The 15,483-nt window shown below is 57.7% G+C and carries 13 protein-coding genes; 6 read left to right on the forward strand and 7 right to left on the reverse strand.

Annotated elements, in window-relative coordinates:
* Positions 1-38 precede the first annotated feature (38 nt).
* On the reverse strand, positions 39-1,154 hold the full coding sequence (locus MWU60_RS07525) for a pyridoxal phosphate-dependent aminotransferase (RefSeq protein ID WP_247226629.1): 1,116 nt from the start codon (positions 1,152-1,154) through the stop codon (positions 39-41).
* Positions 1,155-1,231: 77 nt separating this feature from the next.
* Between MWU60_RS07525 and MWU60_RS07530 the strand changes: the two genes are divergently transcribed.
* Positions 1,232-1,393, forward strand: coding sequence for a Tat pathway signal protein (locus MWU60_RS07530; RefSeq protein ID WP_247226630.1), 162 nt, complete (start codon positions 1,232-1,234; stop codon positions 1,391-1,393).
* A 70-nt stretch (positions 1,394-1,463) separates the two neighbouring features.
* Here the strand turns inward: MWU60_RS07530 and MWU60_RS07535 are convergent, their stop codons facing one another.
* Positions 1,464-4,529 (reverse strand): valine--tRNA ligase, encoded by a 3,066-nt coding sequence (locus tag MWU60_RS07535; protein ID WP_247226631.1) that lies wholly within the window; start codon positions 4,527-4,529, stop codon positions 1,464-1,466.
* A 116-nt stretch (positions 4,530-4,645) separates the two neighbouring features.
* Between MWU60_RS07535 and MWU60_RS07540 the strand changes: the two genes are divergently transcribed.
* Positions 4,646-5,407, forward strand: a complete 762-nt coding sequence (locus tag MWU60_RS07540; RefSeq protein WP_247226632.1) for a DUF3592 domain-containing protein — start codon at positions 4,646-4,648, stop codon at positions 5,405-5,407.
* Positions 5,408-5,480: 73 nt separating this feature from the next.
* Here the strand turns inward: MWU60_RS07540 and MWU60_RS07545 are convergent, their stop codons facing one another.
* On the reverse strand, positions 5,481-5,858 hold the full coding sequence (locus MWU60_RS07545) for a hypothetical protein (protein ID WP_247226633.1): 378 nt from the start codon (positions 5,856-5,858) through the stop codon (positions 5,481-5,483).
* Between the two features lie 263 nt (positions 5,859-6,121).
* Here MWU60_RS07545 and MWU60_RS07550 point away from each other — a divergent pair, with 263 nt between their 5' ends.
* Positions 6,122-8,422 (forward strand): xanthine dehydrogenase family protein molybdopterin-binding subunit, encoded by a 2,301-nt coding sequence (locus tag MWU60_RS07550; protein WP_247226634.1) that lies wholly within the window; start codon positions 6,122-6,124, stop codon positions 8,420-8,422.
* Positions 8,409-9,476 carry a DUF2235 domain-containing protein gene (locus tag MWU60_RS07555; RefSeq protein WP_247226635.1) on the forward strand — a complete coding sequence of 356 codons (1,068 nt, stop codon included), beginning with the start codon at positions 8,409-8,411 and terminating at the stop codon, positions 9,474-9,476. The genes MWU60_RS07550 and MWU60_RS07555 overlap by 14 nt, the downstream gene beginning before the upstream one ends.
* On the opposite strand, the gene MWU60_RS07560 is transcribed toward MWU60_RS07555, so the two are convergent.
* Both MWU60_RS07560 and metF read right to left on the reverse strand, forming a co-directional pair.
* Positions 9,438-9,923, reverse strand: a complete 486-nt coding sequence (locus MWU60_RS07560) for a PaaI family thioesterase (protein ID WP_247226636.1) — start codon at positions 9,921-9,923, stop codon at positions 9,438-9,440. The genes MWU60_RS07555 and MWU60_RS07560 overlap by 39 nt on opposite strands.
* 35 nt (positions 9,924-9,958) lie before the next feature.
* Positions 9,959-10,825, reverse strand: coding sequence for a methylenetetrahydrofolate reductase [NAD(P)H] (gene metF, locus MWU60_RS07565; RefSeq protein WP_247226637.1), 867 nt, complete (start codon positions 10,823-10,825; stop codon positions 9,959-9,961).
* A gap of 93 nt (positions 10,826-10,918) precedes the next feature.
* Between metF and MWU60_RS07570 the strand changes: the two genes are divergently transcribed.
* A complete protein-coding gene (locus MWU60_RS07570; protein ID WP_247226638.1) occupies positions 10,919-11,839 on the forward strand; it encodes a LysR family transcriptional regulator in 921 nt (306 codons plus the stop codon).
* On the opposite strand, the gene MWU60_RS07575 is transcribed toward MWU60_RS07570, so the two are convergent.
* Entirely contained in the window at positions 11,805-13,775 is a 1,971-nt protein-coding gene (locus tag MWU60_RS07575; protein WP_247226639.1) for an EAL domain-containing protein, read from the reverse strand. The genes MWU60_RS07570 and MWU60_RS07575 overlap by 35 nt on opposite strands.
* A gap of 158 nt (positions 13,776-13,933) precedes the next feature.
* On the opposite strand from MWU60_RS07575, the gene MWU60_RS07580 reads away from it, so the two are divergent.
* On the forward strand, positions 13,934-14,722 hold the full coding sequence (locus tag MWU60_RS07580; protein ID WP_247226640.1) for an inositol monophosphatase family protein: 789 nt from the start codon (positions 13,934-13,936) through the stop codon (positions 14,720-14,722).
* On the opposite strand, the gene MWU60_RS07585 is transcribed toward MWU60_RS07580, so the two are convergent.
* Entirely contained in the window at positions 14,719-15,453 is a 735-nt protein-coding gene (locus MWU60_RS07585) for a rhomboid family intramembrane serine protease (RefSeq protein ID WP_247226641.1), read from the reverse strand. The two genes, MWU60_RS07580 and MWU60_RS07585, sit on opposite strands and share 4 nt — an antisense overlap.
* Positions 15,454-15,483: the final 30 nt, after the last annotated feature.

Raw genomic sequence — 15,483 nt, forward strand, 5'->3', positions numbered from 1 at the left:
TGGATTTATCACATAAATTAGCCAGAACCGCGTGAAAATCACCCTAATTTTTCGTGCGCCTGCGTGAGCGCGCGGGGAAGTGCCGTCTCAAACGCATCAATCTGAGCCTCTGTGCCGCAACTGACCCGGATGCAGCGGTCTTGTGGCGCGACGAAGGGCATCCGGACAAAGATGCCGTCGGCGACAAGGGCCGCGAGCACTGCGCGTGCGAAGTTGCCGTCGCGTCCGCAGTCAATCGTGACGAAGTTGGTGGCTGAGGGCAGTGGGGCGAGATCATTGTGTTTTGCGATGGCCGCAATCCTCTGCCGCGCCTTTTCCACCTCGTTTTGGATGTGTTCCAGCCAAGCAATGTCCCGCAACGCCGCCAAAGCACCGGCCTGACTGATCCGGGACATGCCGAAGTGGTTGCGGACCTTGTTGAAGCCGTTGATGACGTCTGGCGCACCAATGGCATAGCCCACACGTGCCCCTGCCATGCCGTGCGCCTTGGAAAAGGTGCGCATACGGATGACATTCTCTGCTTGCGGATCAAGGGCGGGCACGGTGCCCGAGGGTGCAAGATCCACATAGGCTTCGTCCAAAACCAACATGCACCCCGCAGGCAAGCGGGCGATCATGTTTTGCATGACGTCTGCGGTGTGCCAACTGCCCATGGGGTTATCGGGGTTGGCGATATAGATCAGCTTGGCTGAAACCTCACCCGCTTTGGCGATCAGCGCATCGGGGTCTTCATGGTCGCCCTTGTAGGGGACCGTGTGCAGCGCGCCGCCAAACCCGGCCACATGGTAATTGAAGGTCGGATATGCGCCTGCGGAGGTTACGACTGCGTCGCCCGCGCCGACATAGAGCCGGACTAGAAGCCCCAGAAGCGCATCAATGCCTTCGCCGACCATGATGTTCTCTGGTGTGATACCGTAATGCGCGGCAAGAGCTTGGCGCAAATCGTGGCTTTCTGGGTCACCATACATCCATGCTTCGCCCGCAGCCTTTTGCATCGCGGCAATGGCTTCGGGCGACGGGCCAAAGGCGCTTTCGTTGGCGCCAAGCCGCGCTGTGAAGGGGCGGCCCATTTGCCGTTCCTGTGCCTCTGGTCCCACGAAAGGGACGGAGGCAGGCAGGCTTTGGGCGAGGGGGGTGAGGGATGGTTTTGTCATGGCGCCAGATAACCGGGTGCTTGAATTCTGCGCAACCGTTCATATATGAGAATCGTTCGCAACAAGGAGCGACCCCGATGAAGATGAGTAGACGCGGATTTTTGGCCAGTTCCGGGGCCGCCTTTGCGGTGCGCTCGGTTCCACAGGTGGCTGGAAAGACCGGCGGACGACGGATTTTGACGCTGGTCTATGATAAGGCGTTGGGAATGATGCGCGCGGTTGAGCGTGTGGTGCCCTGAGGATGCCTCCGGCGGAAGTTTGATTGGACGAAGAAAGTCAGGGGGCAGTTGGTGACCGCCCCCTTTGTTCTTAACCGATCTCTTGCAGACGCGCGATTGCGGCCTTGAGTTGGGCTTCCTCGTTTTCGCGTAAGGCTAGGTTGGCTTTCGCTTCGGCCACAACCTCATCCGGGGCGGAGGCCACGAATTTGGGGTTGTTGAGGCGGCCACGCAGACCGCCGAGTTCTTTGCCCAGCTTCTGCATCGTCTTTTCAAGTCGTGCGACTTCTTCGCCCACGTCGATCAGATCAGCCAGCGGAATGCCAAAGGTGCCGCCCGCCATTGGGATCGTGACGCAGCCTTTGGGGAAGTCATCGACATGGCTTAGGCTCTCGATGCGGGCGAGGCGCTGGATCAGCACATGGTTGTTGTCCCATGCGGATTGGCCCTTGGCGTCCAACCCCGTCACCAGCAACGGCACCTTTGCCCCCGCAGGCACATGCACCTGCGCGCGGGCGGAGCGGACGTTGTCGATCAGAGAGGTCACCCAGTTCATTTCCCGGTCTGCATCGGCATCCACCAGTTCAGCGGCGGTGTAGGTCGGCCAGTCGGCATGCACCAGCATTTTGGCGCGGCTGTCGGCCTGCTGCCATAGCTCTTCTGTGATGAACGGCATGATCGGGTGCAGCAGGATCAGGCATTGGTCCAGCACCCAGCGCAGGGTTTGTTCGGTCTCTGCCTTGGCACTCGCATCATCGCCTTGCAGGATGGGTTTGGAGAATTCCAGATACCAGTCGCAGACCTTGCCCCATGTGAAGGCATAAAGCGCATCGGCGGCGTCGTTGAAACGGTATGCCTCCATCGCCGCGTCGACCGTTTCGCGCACCTTGCCGGTTTCGCCGATGATCCATTTGTTCAGCGTCTGAGTCGCCGCAGGCCGCGCCGCATCGCCGGGATAGGCGATTTGATAGTGTTCGGCAAAGCTGAAGGCGTTCCACAGTTTGGTGCCAAAGTTGCGGTAGCCTTTGATCCGGTCCTCGCTGATTTTCAGCACGCCCCCCAAGGCCGCCATCTGCGCGTTGGAAAAGCGCAGGGCGTCGGCACCGTAAGCGTCGATCATGTCGAGCGGGTCGATCACGTTGCCCTTGGTCTTGGACATCTTTTCGCCTTTGGCGTCGCGGACCAGCTGGTGCAGATAGACCGTGTGGAACGGTTCCTGGCCCATGATCGCCTCGGACATCATCATCATGCGGGCGACCCAGAAGAACAGGATGTCCTGGCCTGTGACAAGGACGTCGCCGGGGAAGTATTTCATCGCCTCGTCTTCCGCAGGCCAGCCGAGGGTGCCGAAGGGCCAAAGGCCGGAGGAGAACCATGTGTCGAGGACGTCGGGGTCGCGGTAGACAGCTATCTTGCCCCGATTGTCTGGATCATTCTGGTGTTTTCGCATTTCCTCAAGATCGGTGAGTTCAACGACTTCTTCGCCGTAGTATTCAAAGGCCATCGCTTTTGCTTCTTCAAAGGAAGTTGCACAAAATTCACATACACCGTGTTTATTGTTCGGAAATGGTCCTCCAGGACGCCGATACAGCTTGTCCATTTCGCGTTGCCGCTCGGTGTAAGCAGGACGCGAAGTTACCGGCAGCCCATACCAAACCGGGATCTGATGTCCCCACCACAGTTGGCGCGAGATGCACCAAGGTTCGATGTTCTCAAGCCAATGATAATAAACCTTCTCGCCGCTTTCCGGCATGATCTTGGTGCGGCCTTCGCGGACTGCATCCAGCGCCGGACCGACGATTTGGGCGGTATCCACGAACCATTGGTCGGTCAACATCGGTTCGATGACCGTGCCGCCGCGCTCGGCCTGCGGCTGCATGATCTTTTTGGCTTCGACGTAAGGCACGGTTATTTCAACCTCTTCGCCGTCGTCGTTCTTGATGATCTGTGTGGTCATGACCGCGTTGCCTTCGGCGGTGATGTCGGCCACCACGCGCTCGCGTGCTTCAAACCGGTCCAACCCACGGTATTCTTCGGGCACCATGTTCATCGCGGCGATCATCGCCTCGTCGAACTCTTGGTCGCCGTTTGCAATCGCTTGGGCCGTCGCAGCCTCTTCAACATATGGCTTTCCATCGGCGCGCATCGCGCCCTTGGTGTCCATCAGGTTGTACATCGGGATACCGCCGCGCTTGGCGACTTCATAGTCGTTGAAATCGTGCGCGCCGGTGATTTTCACCGCACCTGACCCGAAGTTCATATCAGGGTAGGGATCTGTGATGATCGGGATCAGGCGGCGTTGTTCTTTTGGCCCAACCGGAATTTCGCACAGCTTGCCGACGATGGGCGCATAGCGTTCATCGTCCTTGTGCACGGCCACGGCACCATCGCCGAGCATCGTTTCGGGGCGGGTCGTGGCGATGGAAATGTAATCCCGCGTTTCGCGCAGGGTCACGTTGCCGTCTTCGTCTTTTTCGACGTATTCATAGGTCTCGCCGCCCGCCAGCGGGTATTTGAAGTGCCACATGTGGCCGTCGACCTCGATGTTCTCGACTTCGAGGTCAGAGATCGCGGTTTCAAAATGCGGGTCCCAGTTGACCAACCGCTTGCCGCGATAGATCAGGCCTTTGTTGTACATCTCGACAAAGACCTTGAGCACGGCATCATGGAAGTTGCCGGGTTTTTCAGTCGCAGGGGCGCTTTCGGCACCCGACATGGTAAAGGCCGAACGGGACCAATCCATGCTGTCGCCCAAACGGCGGGCCTGTTGTTCGATCATACCGCCGTTGGCGGCTTTCCATTCCCAGACCTTCTCAAGAAACTTCTCGCGGCCCAACTCAACCCGCTTGGGCTGCTGGGTTTCGGCAAGGTCTTTTTCCACCATCAACTGCGTTGCAATACCCGCGTGATCCAGTCCTGGCTGCCAGAGGGTGTCATAGCCCTGCATCCGTTTCCAACGGGTCAGCATATCCATGATCGTGTGGTTGAATGCGTGGCCGACGTGCAAGTGCCCCGTCACATTGGGGGGGGGCAACATGATGCAAAAGGTCTCGTCCCGGCTGGCGTTCGCGCCCGCTTTGAAGGCGCCTGCCTGTTCCCACATCTCGTAGATGCGGGGTTCAGCCTCGGCGGCGTTGAATGTCTTTTCCATCGGCATATCTGCAACTCTCCTGCGCTTGAATGTGCAGATAGCGGAGGGGGGCAAGAAGGAAAAGGGTTTGCGGCGTCTTCTGTCATGCTTATGCATTAAGAATATCGTTTGGATCTGCTGGGTTGAAAGAAGTACCGCCGAAACATGACCTGACCGAGCCACGCGCGTGGTTCTCCGTGTTTCGTGGGCACGGTGGGTGGATTCCAATTGTCGCGGCGGTGATCTGCATCGCCGTCACGTTCGGGAGTGTTGTAGGGTATCAGTCCGCCGCCCGGTATGAACGGGTTGGTGTCGAAACGCAGGCTGAAGCAGTCAGCCGTCGCATCAGACGCGATAGTGAGGGATCCGACGACTATTACGTCACTTATCGCTTCACAGTCGATCAACAGACGGTGCAGCGCGAACGCAAAGTGTCTCGCGCCCAACACAGAAGCGCGCCTGCAGGATCATCCCACACCATCCGCTACCTTCCGGACAATCCCCGAAAGTTCGAGACCTATGTTGGTCAAGCCCATGATGGTGCGGTTATCATGCAATGGATTGCGGGTTTTGCCGGTGTCGGCAGCCTGATCGCGCTGTGGCGGGTCGGCGGGCGTGCCAACCGCTCTGTCCTGACCCGGCGCTTTGGGTATCGTGCAGTTGCCAAGATAGAGCGGATCGTTGAAACTCGGAACTCCGGTCGTCCCTCCGGCAAGGGCTATCTGATTTGGAGAACCCCCGACGATACGCGCGGCGAAAGCATGATGCATCCGATTCACAAGCTGAATGCCATCGGCACCGGGGCTGAGATCAACATCTATGTCCGTAAAGGCCACAGCGTGTGGGAAGGCGATGTCGGTCCGCAGGAAACCGATGACAGCCGCATACCAAAGGTGCGGCGCTAAAGGGCGCAGCAAAAAGGCCTGCCCCGGGGAAGCGGGACAGGCCGATACTCACTAAACCAAGGGGAACCTGTTATCAGGGGCGGGCGAGGTGCCAGTTGCCGCCAACGCCGTCGCCGGTTGTGTCGCCGGGCCGACGGTCATTGACCCACAGATAGAGTGGCTGGCCGTCATAGGCCCACTGCTTGCTGCCGTCCTGGCGTGTGATTGCGGTTAACTTGCCGGCCTCATCGGCATCCGCAGGTGCGGCAAGTGGTGGCCAGTTGACAGCGCAGCCGCCGTTGCAGGCCGATGAGGTCGCGGTGTCAGGGTCGAACGTGTAAAGGCTCATGCCGTTTGCATCGACAAGGATACCGTTGGTCTGGGCAACCGGGGCTGTTGCGTGTCCTGCGGCGTATGCGTCACATGCGGACAGGCCGACAACGAGGGAAAGTGCGATCATTGGGAGTTTCATGGGTTTATTCCTTTGGTCTGATGGACGAGAGTTTTTCAATATCGGTTCGTGTTCATGTGCGGATTGTTCATCCGCCTCTGTGAAGGTTACGCGCCACCTGTGTCGTCTATTCTTGGATTGGTCGATTATTTTTGCAGAAATCGCACAACAATCTGATAAATATAGAAAATAAACCTGAAATAACGGTTCCCGCTGCCCAGTTGCGCTGGACATAGGGCCTGCGACCGCTAGGGTCTGATGTGAAAAATCGTGCGAGGGCCACCATGGAAAAATTCGGCAAAAGCCAGTCGGTGACGCGGGTTGAGGATGTGCGTTTTCTGACCGGTCAGGGCCGCTACGTCGATGACATTGCGCCCGTCGGCGCGCTTCACGCCTACTTCCTGCGGGCCACCGTCGCGCATGGCGAAATCACAGCCCTTGATTTGGACGATGCGCGCGCGATGCCCGACGTGCATTTGATCGTCTCGGCGGATGATCTTGTTGCGGCGGGGGTTGAACTGGGGCTGGCCGGATCAACGGTGAAGAACCGCGATGGGTCGCGCAGTGCTGCCCCGTTACGCCCTTTGCTGGCACAGGGCCGTGTGCGCCATGTGGGAGAAGCGATTGCGATGATTGTGGCGGACACGATGGTTGCTGCGAAAGATGCAGCCGAAGCGATCGGGCTAGAGATTGATGATCTGCCAGTGCATGTCGATTTGGCCATCGGTGGTGATACGATCCACCCAGAGGCGCCCCGCAACCTTGCGTTTGACTGGGGCATGGGGGATGAGACGGCGGTGCAGGCCGCCATCGCAAAGGCTGCCCATGTCGTTACCGTTGATGTAGGCGATAACCGCATCATCTGTAATTCGATGGAGCCGCGTGGGTGCTACGCCGAGGTTGTCGATGGCCGCTTGCATGTAGCAACGAACGGCCAAGGTGTTTGGGTGCCGAAGGGCGACCTTGTGCGCCACTTCGGGCTTGATCCTGATGAGGTCCGTGTGACCAACCCGGATACGGGTGGCGGTTTCGGGATGAAGGCGATGCGCTATCCTGAACCCTTCTGTGCTGCTCATGCTGCCCGCGTCTTGGGCCGTCCGGTTCGCTGGATGTCAGACCGGACCGAGGCGATGTTATCGGATAATGCGGGTCGCGACCTGACCACAACAGCAACACTTGCCTTTGATGCTAACTATCAGATCACAGCGTACCACGTTGATACGATTGCGAATATGGGTGCCTATAACTCGCAGTTTGCCCAAGGCATTCAGACTGACCTGTTCTCAAAGGTACTGATGGGCACCTATGATGTGCAGACTGCCTATATGCGGACCCGCGGGATCTATACCAACACAACGCCTGTGGATGCCTATCGCGGTGCCGGACGGCCAGAGGCGATTTTTGTGTTGGAGCGCGCGATAGACGAGGCCGCGCGCCAGTTGGGTGTTGATCCTTGGGCGTTGCGGGAAAAGAACTTTATCGTCCCTGCTAAGTTTCCTTACACAACCGCAACCGGCGTAACTTACGACGTTGGCGATTTCGCTATGGTGCTGGCCAGTGCCGGGCGCGAAGCCGACCGGGATGGGTTTGCCGCGCGCAAGGCGGCATCAGTAGCCAAGGGCAAACTGCGCGGGCAGGGGCTTTGCTACTATATCGAAAGCATTCTCGGTAATCCGGCCGAAACGACCGCCGTTGAATTCACCACCGATGGAGCCACCATCTTTGTCGGCACCCAGTCAAACGGGCAGGGACACGAAACGGTCTATGCCCAATACCTGTCCGATCAAACCGGTATTCCGGCAGGTCAGATCACCGTGGTACAAGGCGACAGCGACCAGATCGCCACAGGTGGAGGCACGGGCGGGTCGCGGTCTGTCACGGTGCAGAACACGGCCACATTGGCCGCTGTTGATGTGATGCTTGAGGCTTTCACGGCGTTTCTGGCGGATGCCGAAGGCGTCGATGCCAGTGCCGTCAGCTTTGATGATGAACGGTTCCGCATCGCAGGATCGAACCTGACCCCAACCATGCTAGAGGTTGCCGATATGGCCCGCGATGCCGGGCGCGATGATCTTTTGCGCCACTCCGCCAGCATCAAACTCGACAATCGCAGCTTTCCGAACGGGGCGCATGTTACAGAGGTTGAGATTGATCCAGACACCGGCGTGGTCACCGTGGATCGCTATACCGTTGTTGATGATTTCGGTAATCTTATCAATCCTATGCTTGCCGAAGGGCAAGTGCACGGCGGTGTTGCCCAAGGTGTCGGGCAGGCCCTGACCGAACATGTTGTGTTTGACGAAGAGGGCCAATTGCTCACGGCGAGTTTTATGGACTATGGGATGCCGCGTGCAGATGATCTGCCCATGATCAAGTTCAGAACGGAATGCGTTCCATCAACGTACAACCCATTGGGCATGAAGGGGTGTGGCGAAGCTGGCACTGTTGGTGCCCTCGCCGCCGTGACCAACGCCGTGCTTGACGCACTATGGGATGTTGGGGTGCGCGAGGTCGAGATGCCTTTCACCCCGCACCGTGTCTGGCAAATGATCAAGAAAGCGAAGGGCGACAGTGCCGCTGCGTGATTGGTTCTTTGGCCTTTTCGGGCGACGGGCGCGCACGGAAGAGGGCGGGATACGCAGGCGCGGGCCCGCGACCCATGTGGTCATTCTGGATGGGACGATGTCATCGCTGGAGCCCGGATGCGAAACGAACGCAGGGCTGACCTTCAAGCTTTTGAAAGAGGTCAGCCGGACCGCGAACCTGACCGTCTATTACGAGGCCGGTATCCAATGGCGCGACTGGCGGGGCACCTGGGATGTGATGACGGGAAAAGGCATTAACCGACAAATCAAACGGGCCTACGGTGTGGTGGCTTCACGCTACCGCGAGGGCGATCAGATCATTTTGGTGGGGTACTCGCGTGGTGCCTTTGCCGCCCGGTCACTCGCCGGGGTGATCGACATGGTGGGGCTGGTAAAATCAGACTGCGCGACGGTCAGGATGATCCGCCAAGCCTATCGGCACTACAGAATTGGAGCCAGCAGCCCGGCAGCACAAGCGTTTCGGGATCATTACTGCCATCCCAATGTTGAGGTGGAGGCGGTGGCCGTCTGGGACACGGTAAAGGCACTGGGATTGCGCCTGCCGATTGTTTGGCGGTGGTCAACGCCGCAGCATGAGTTTCACAATCACGCCTTGGGCAATCACATCCGCAATGGCTTTCATGCTCTGGCCATGGACGAACGACGGCGGGCCTATACGCCTGTGATCTGGCACTGTCCAACCGACTGGACCGGTCACATGGAACAGGTTTGGTTTCGGGGCAATCATGGCGATGTTGGCGGGCAGGTTTGGCAGCACCCGGAAGCGCGGCCATTGGCAAACATCCCGCTCGTCTGGATGTTGGAACGGTTATCCGCCTGCGGCGTGCCGTTGCCGGATGGCTGGCAAGGCCGCTTTCCCCAAGACATCACAGCGCCATCGACCGGCAACTGGCGCGGATGGGCCAAGATTTTCTTGTCTCGCCGCAAGAGGGTGATCGGCAAAGACGTATCAGAGCGCATTCATGAAAGTGTCGGCGGTGACGAACCAGAAGTGTCAGCTGTCCCGGAGCTTCATAATCAAACAAGTGGCTGAACCCGTCGCATAAAGCTTGCCCGAGGCAGCGTCGCGAATTTCACCGCGCGCCACCCCCGTGGATCGGCCCGCATGTTCAATCATACCCGTGGCCAGAATTTCGCAGCCCACAGGGATCGCGCCCACAAGGCTGACCTTATATTCCAGCGTGGTATAGACCGACCCTTTAGGTGTCTTGGTCATCACCGCGCAGGACATGCAACTGTCCAGCAAAGTCCCATACCAACCACCATGTACGCCACCGGCGGGGTTGGTGTGTTCGAATGTCGGGGTACCGCGAAACACCACTTTGCCTGCGGTGACCTCGTCCAGCGTGTAATTCATTAGCGCCGATATTGGCGGACGCGACAGGGTCCCGTCGCGCATGGCTTGCATGAATTCCAACCCTGACATGGACAGCGTCGTATCGAGGTCAGGCATTTGGTCTTGGGTGGTCGCTGTGAACATGGGCGCTCCGGGGTTGTCTGCCCAAAGCTGGCGGCTCAGGCCACGTTTTGCAACCGGACTTTTGGCGTCACGCCAAGAGCATGGCAGATGTCGCGGGTTAGTTCTGGCCGGTTCAGCGTGTAGAAATGCAAATGGTCAACGCCGCCTTGCAGCAGCTCATCGCACAACTCTGTTGCGACAGCGGTCGCCAGCAGTTCCGTGGTGCCGTCACGCGTTGCGTTTTGAAAGGCATCATGGACAACCTGAGGAATTTGCGTTCCGCATTGATGGGCAAAGCGTTGTGTCCCGTTCCAGTTTTCGATGGGCAAGATACCTGGGATGATTGGCGCGTTAATCCCAGCTTTCACGCAGGCATCCCGGAAGCGGAAAAACGTGTCTGCCTCAAAAAAGAACTGTGTAATGGCGGATGTGGCACCTGCGTCGACTTTGCGCTTGAGGAAAGCAATATCGGCGGCTTGATCAACGGCATCGGGGTGCTTTTCGGGGTAGGCACCGACGCGGATGTTGAAATCACCGGTATCTGCAAGGGCTTCGATTAATGCGACAGAGCTTTCAAACCCCTGCGGATGTGGCGCAAAGCCAGCGGTTCCTTTGGGTGCATCTCCGCGCAAGGCCACGACATCGCGCACGCCCGCGTCTGCATAGCCGCGTGCGATCTCCATCGTTTCGGCCTTTGTTGCATCCACGCAGGTCAAGTGTGCCGCCACATTCAACCCGCTGGTTTTGTGGATCGTCGTGACGGCCTCATGCGTCAATTTGCGGGTTGTGCCACCCGCGCCGTAGGTCACGGAAACAAAAGACGGATCAAGCGGCGAGAGCGTGCTCACGCAGTCCCAAAGGCGAAATGAACCTTCGAGCGATTTCGGCGGGAAGAATTCGAATGAGACTGACGGAATGGACATGGACACACCTCTTGCTTGCTTCCTGCTTGTCCCACCTTTATGAACTTGAAGCAATTTCATAAACCTCACCAAGGTAATGAGGATGGCTCACATATGCATATCGAGTTTCGGCATCTGCGCACGATCAAGGCGATCCACGATACCGGCGGTCTGGCGCGCGCGGCTGACCAGTTGAACATCACGCAATCGGCATTGTCACATCAGATCAAAGGGATTGAGGATCAAGCCGGGGTTGAGCTGTTCGTCAGGCGGTCCAAGCCGCTGAAACTGTCTGCGGCAGGCATGAAAATGCTGGCAGCGGCCGAACGGATTTTGCCACAGGTCGCTGCCCTTGAAGCAGAATTTTCAGGGCTCATCGCGGGCAGTGCAGGGCGGCTGCACATCGCTATCGAATGCCATGCGTGCTTTGAATGGCTCTTTCCGGTGTTGGAACAATTCCGCAAGGCATGGCCAGAGGTTGACGTCGATATCCGGCCCGGGTTGGCCTTTGATGCGCTGCCTGCATTGCGCAAGGAAGAGGTTGATCTGGTTGTGTCCTCTGATCCAGAGGAACTGCCGGAGACAGATTTTACACCGCTCTTTGACTACGAGCCAGTGTTCGTGGCTGCGGCCAATCATCCACTGGCGCAAAAGGATGTGATTGAGGCTGAAGATTTTCGCGGCGAAACTCTGATCACCTATCCTGTTGATCGCGCGCGCCTCGATGTCTTTTCCCAACTTCTGACGCCGGCCAAGGTTGCACCGGCGGCGGTGCGTCAGGTCGAGTTGACAGCTGTCATACTGCTTTTGGTGGCGTCAAACAGGGGTGTCGCAGTGCTGCCGGATTGGGTGGTTCGGCAGGTCAGTTACAATTCCGATTATGTGACGCGACCCCTGACGAAAAATGGAATTACCCGGCGGCTCTATGCGGCGACCCGGGAAGAAGACACCAGCAGGCCCTATATGGCGCATCTTATCAGGCTTGCCCGGCAAGAGGCGGTCAAACTGCAGCGCGCTGATCCTGTGGCTGGCTAAAATCATCGATGCCGGACAAGCGGCGCCCTTCCGCAGTGAGTCTCAGATAAGCCTCTTCAAACGGTACGGCACCGCCGTAATAGTAACCCTGCACATGTAAGCAGCCCATGTCCCTGAGCATGTCACGTTGTTTCAGGTTTTCGACGCCTTCTGCGATCAAGTCGACATTCAGCCCTTTGCTGATCGTCACCAGACCTTCGATCAGAACCTTTGCTGTTGGATCAATGCCCAAATCACGCACAAACCCTGTGTCGAGCTTAAGCTCATCAAACTCCAGCTCTTTGAGGTGTTGAAGCGATGCATAACCGGTTCCGAAATCGTCAAGCGAAATACGCACGCCTGCCTGCCGAAACAGCGCAATGGAACGGCGAATAACATCGCTGGAGCGAGCGATAAAAATGTCTTCGGTGATCTCAAATGTAAGATAGCGGCGCAACGCTGGATACCTTTCAATCACCGCAAACAGTTCCTTACGGCCGACCAGCGTCGCGAGCGTCACCTCTGACATGTTGATCGACACCTGTCCGGGATCGAGCCCATCATCAACCATTTGGGCAAGGTCATCCATGACATGTCTGGCCGTATGGGTCATGAACGCGCCTTGCAGCGCCAATTCATTAATCATCGGCAGAAATTGCGAAGGCGGCAGGATGCCACGGGTCGGGTGATGCCAGCGCGACAATGCCTCAAACCCGACAAGCTGCCCGGTGTCGATCCGGACTTTCGGCTGATAATGCGGGACGATCTGTCCGGTTTCCATCGCGCGGATCAGCATCTCGCGATCCTTCAGCGTTGGACGTACCGGGAACGCATTCTTGTCATAGATTTTGACATGCACATCGGGGTCCTGTTTGGCCAGATACATCGCCTGATCCGCACCCGACAACAGTTCTGGTGGCGTGTTGGCGTCCGGTCCCTGCCGGGCGATGCCGATGCTGATGCCCACATCCAGCTGTTTTTGTTCGAACGGGACTGCAGCGCTGAGTGTTGCGATGATTTGTTCGGCCAACTTTTGCGCTGCTTTCACCGACGTAATGCTGCTGGACAAAACTGCAAATTCATCACCGCCCACGCGGGCGACCCGATCGCCACGATCGGTGAGTTTTTCAAGGCGTTCCGCGATAGCGCAAAGCACCGCGTCACCTGCCACATGTCCGTAGCTGTCGTTGATCGGTTTGAACCCGTCAAGGTCGATCAGGAACACGGTAACGCCTTGTTTGTTGGCGTGTTGGTGCATCATGCTTTGCACAACTTCATCAAAGGCGCGCCGGTTCATCAGGCCCGTCAAGCTATCGCTGCGCGACAGGCGCTCAAGATCCGCAAGGCGCGCATTGGCTTCCTGACGCGCCCGTTCAAGCGCCTGATGCGTGTCCTTTTGCAGGTTCATCGTGTCGAAAGTGTTGACGATGTAGACCGCCGTCAGAATTGCTGTGAGCATCCAATAGTGTGATTGACCCTCAAACGCCGGGTTTTGCGACACATTCCATAGCATCAAGAAGATCGTGCCGAAGGCGACGGTCATTTGGCTCCAGTTATAAACCGGGAGTAGGCCGAAGGTGTTGCTGACATGGACGTAGATACCGAAAGCCCACAGGTAAGATATTAGCACGAAGGGGACCGTATCGCTGTACGACAAAACAACAGCGAAACCCAAAAACGGAAACATTGCGGCCCAATTCACCCCAAACACCGCAATTGCCATTGGCAAGCTCAGCCGTTTTTTGAACTGCGATGCGCGGGCATTCAGCGGGTACGCAATGATTTCCAGCACAATCACGCAAAAGCCTAGAATCACACCCTCCAGCCCAAAGCCTGCGATGTGACAAATCCCCACCATCAGCAAGGCAGATGCCACACGTTTGGGCACATCACGGCCCGAGATATGGCCCGCAATCTGTGTCTGGTGCAGAAAATGGTCGATCTGGGTTTGCCGCATGCCGTCCTTCGCCTCTGCCCCCACATATGGGTGAAGTCCGCAAACAACCCGTTAAGCGCCATCAGAATTTGGGTTCTTGGTTAAGGTGGCGTTGCCTCTTGTTCCGCGCATCGCTTGAGCCTATACGCCGCGCTGAACCCCAACCAAGGACCCGCAATATGGCCGGCAGCGCAAATCTGAACGTGATGATGAAAACCGCCCGCAAGGCAGGCCGTGGTTTGCTGAAGGACTTTGGAGAAGTCGAAAACCTGCAGGTCAGCACCAAGGGCCCGGGCGATTTTGTCAGTCGCGCGGACAAGGCAGCCGAGGCGATGATCAAAGAAGAATTGATGCATGCGCGTCCGACCTATGGTTTTCTTGGCGAAGAGGGCAAAGAGATCGAAGGCGATGATCCAACCCGCCGTTGGATCGTCGACCCGCTGGATGGCACGACAAATTTTCTGCATGGTTTGCCGCATTGGGCTGTTTCAATCGCATTGGAACATAAAGGCCAGATCGTTGCTGGAGTGATCTATGACCCCGTGAAAGATGAGATGTTCTATGCTGAAAAAGGCAGTGGTGCATGGATGAACGAAAGCCGCATGCGCGTGTCGGGCCGGCACCGCTTGATCGAAAGTATTTTTGCGACTGGCCTGCCTTTTGCTGGTCGCGCTGAACTACCTGAAACACTGCAAACGCTTGCGCGACTGCTACCGGCCTGTGCAGGGGTCCGTCGGTTTGGGGCCGCGGCGCTTGATTTGGCCTATGTCGCCGCTGGCCGCTATGACGGTTTTTGGGAACGCGGGCTGCATGCCTGGGATATCGCCGCCGGCATTCTGATCGTCCGCGAGGCGGGCGGGATCATCGAGCCGCTGGATAGGGATGGCGATATCCTGAACGATGGTGCGTTGATCTGCGCCAATGAGCCGATTTTTGAGACCTTCGCTAAGGTTATCCGCCCGAGTTAACGCCGCACGGTTGGGACACTGCTGCGTCCGTATGTGGCCTCGGGATGTGGGGGGTGTCCATGTGTCTGGCGCCAAAAAAGCCCCGCGCCCAATTTGAACCAAAGCGGCAAGGTCAGGATCAACCCGATCACAAAGCCCCCGGCATGCGCCCAATAGGCCACGCCGCCGCCTGAAGTATCGATGCTGAACCCGTTGAACAGTTGCAGCGCAAACCAAAGCCCCAGCATGATCCATGCGGGGATCGGGAAGATGCGGAAAAACACAATGAAGAAGATAAAGATGTCGACCCGCGCCTTGGGATAAAGCAGCAGATAGCCCCCCATCACCCCGGCAATGGCACCTGATGCGCCGACCGTTGGGATTGACGACAGTGGCTCGGCTGCGAATTGTGCCAATGATGCGCCTATCCCGCACGCCAGATAGAAGATCAGAAAAGGGATATGTCCCATTTCATCTTCAAGGTTGTCGCCAAAGATCCACAAAAACAGCATGTTGCCTGCCAGATGCATGAAGCCGCCATGTAGGAAGGTTGAGGTCACCAAAGCCGCGTAGTTTTCACCATTCGAGATACGGATCGGGAGCAACGCGTAGTCATAGTAAAGCTGCGACAGGGCACGCTGGTCCGAAAACAGGACCAACCCCGCGAGGAAGATCGCCACGTTGATGGCGATCAGGCTTAGCGTGACGTAAGGCGTGCGTTCAGACGGGTTGTGGTCGCGAATAGGAAACATGGCGCGACCGTCCCTGAACCCGTTGCCGGG

Origin of the sequence: Yoonia sp. F2084L (assembly GCF_023015625.1) — a bacterium.
Taxonomy (GTDB): Bacteria; Pseudomonadota; Alphaproteobacteria; order Rhodobacterales; family Rhodobacteraceae; genus Yoonia.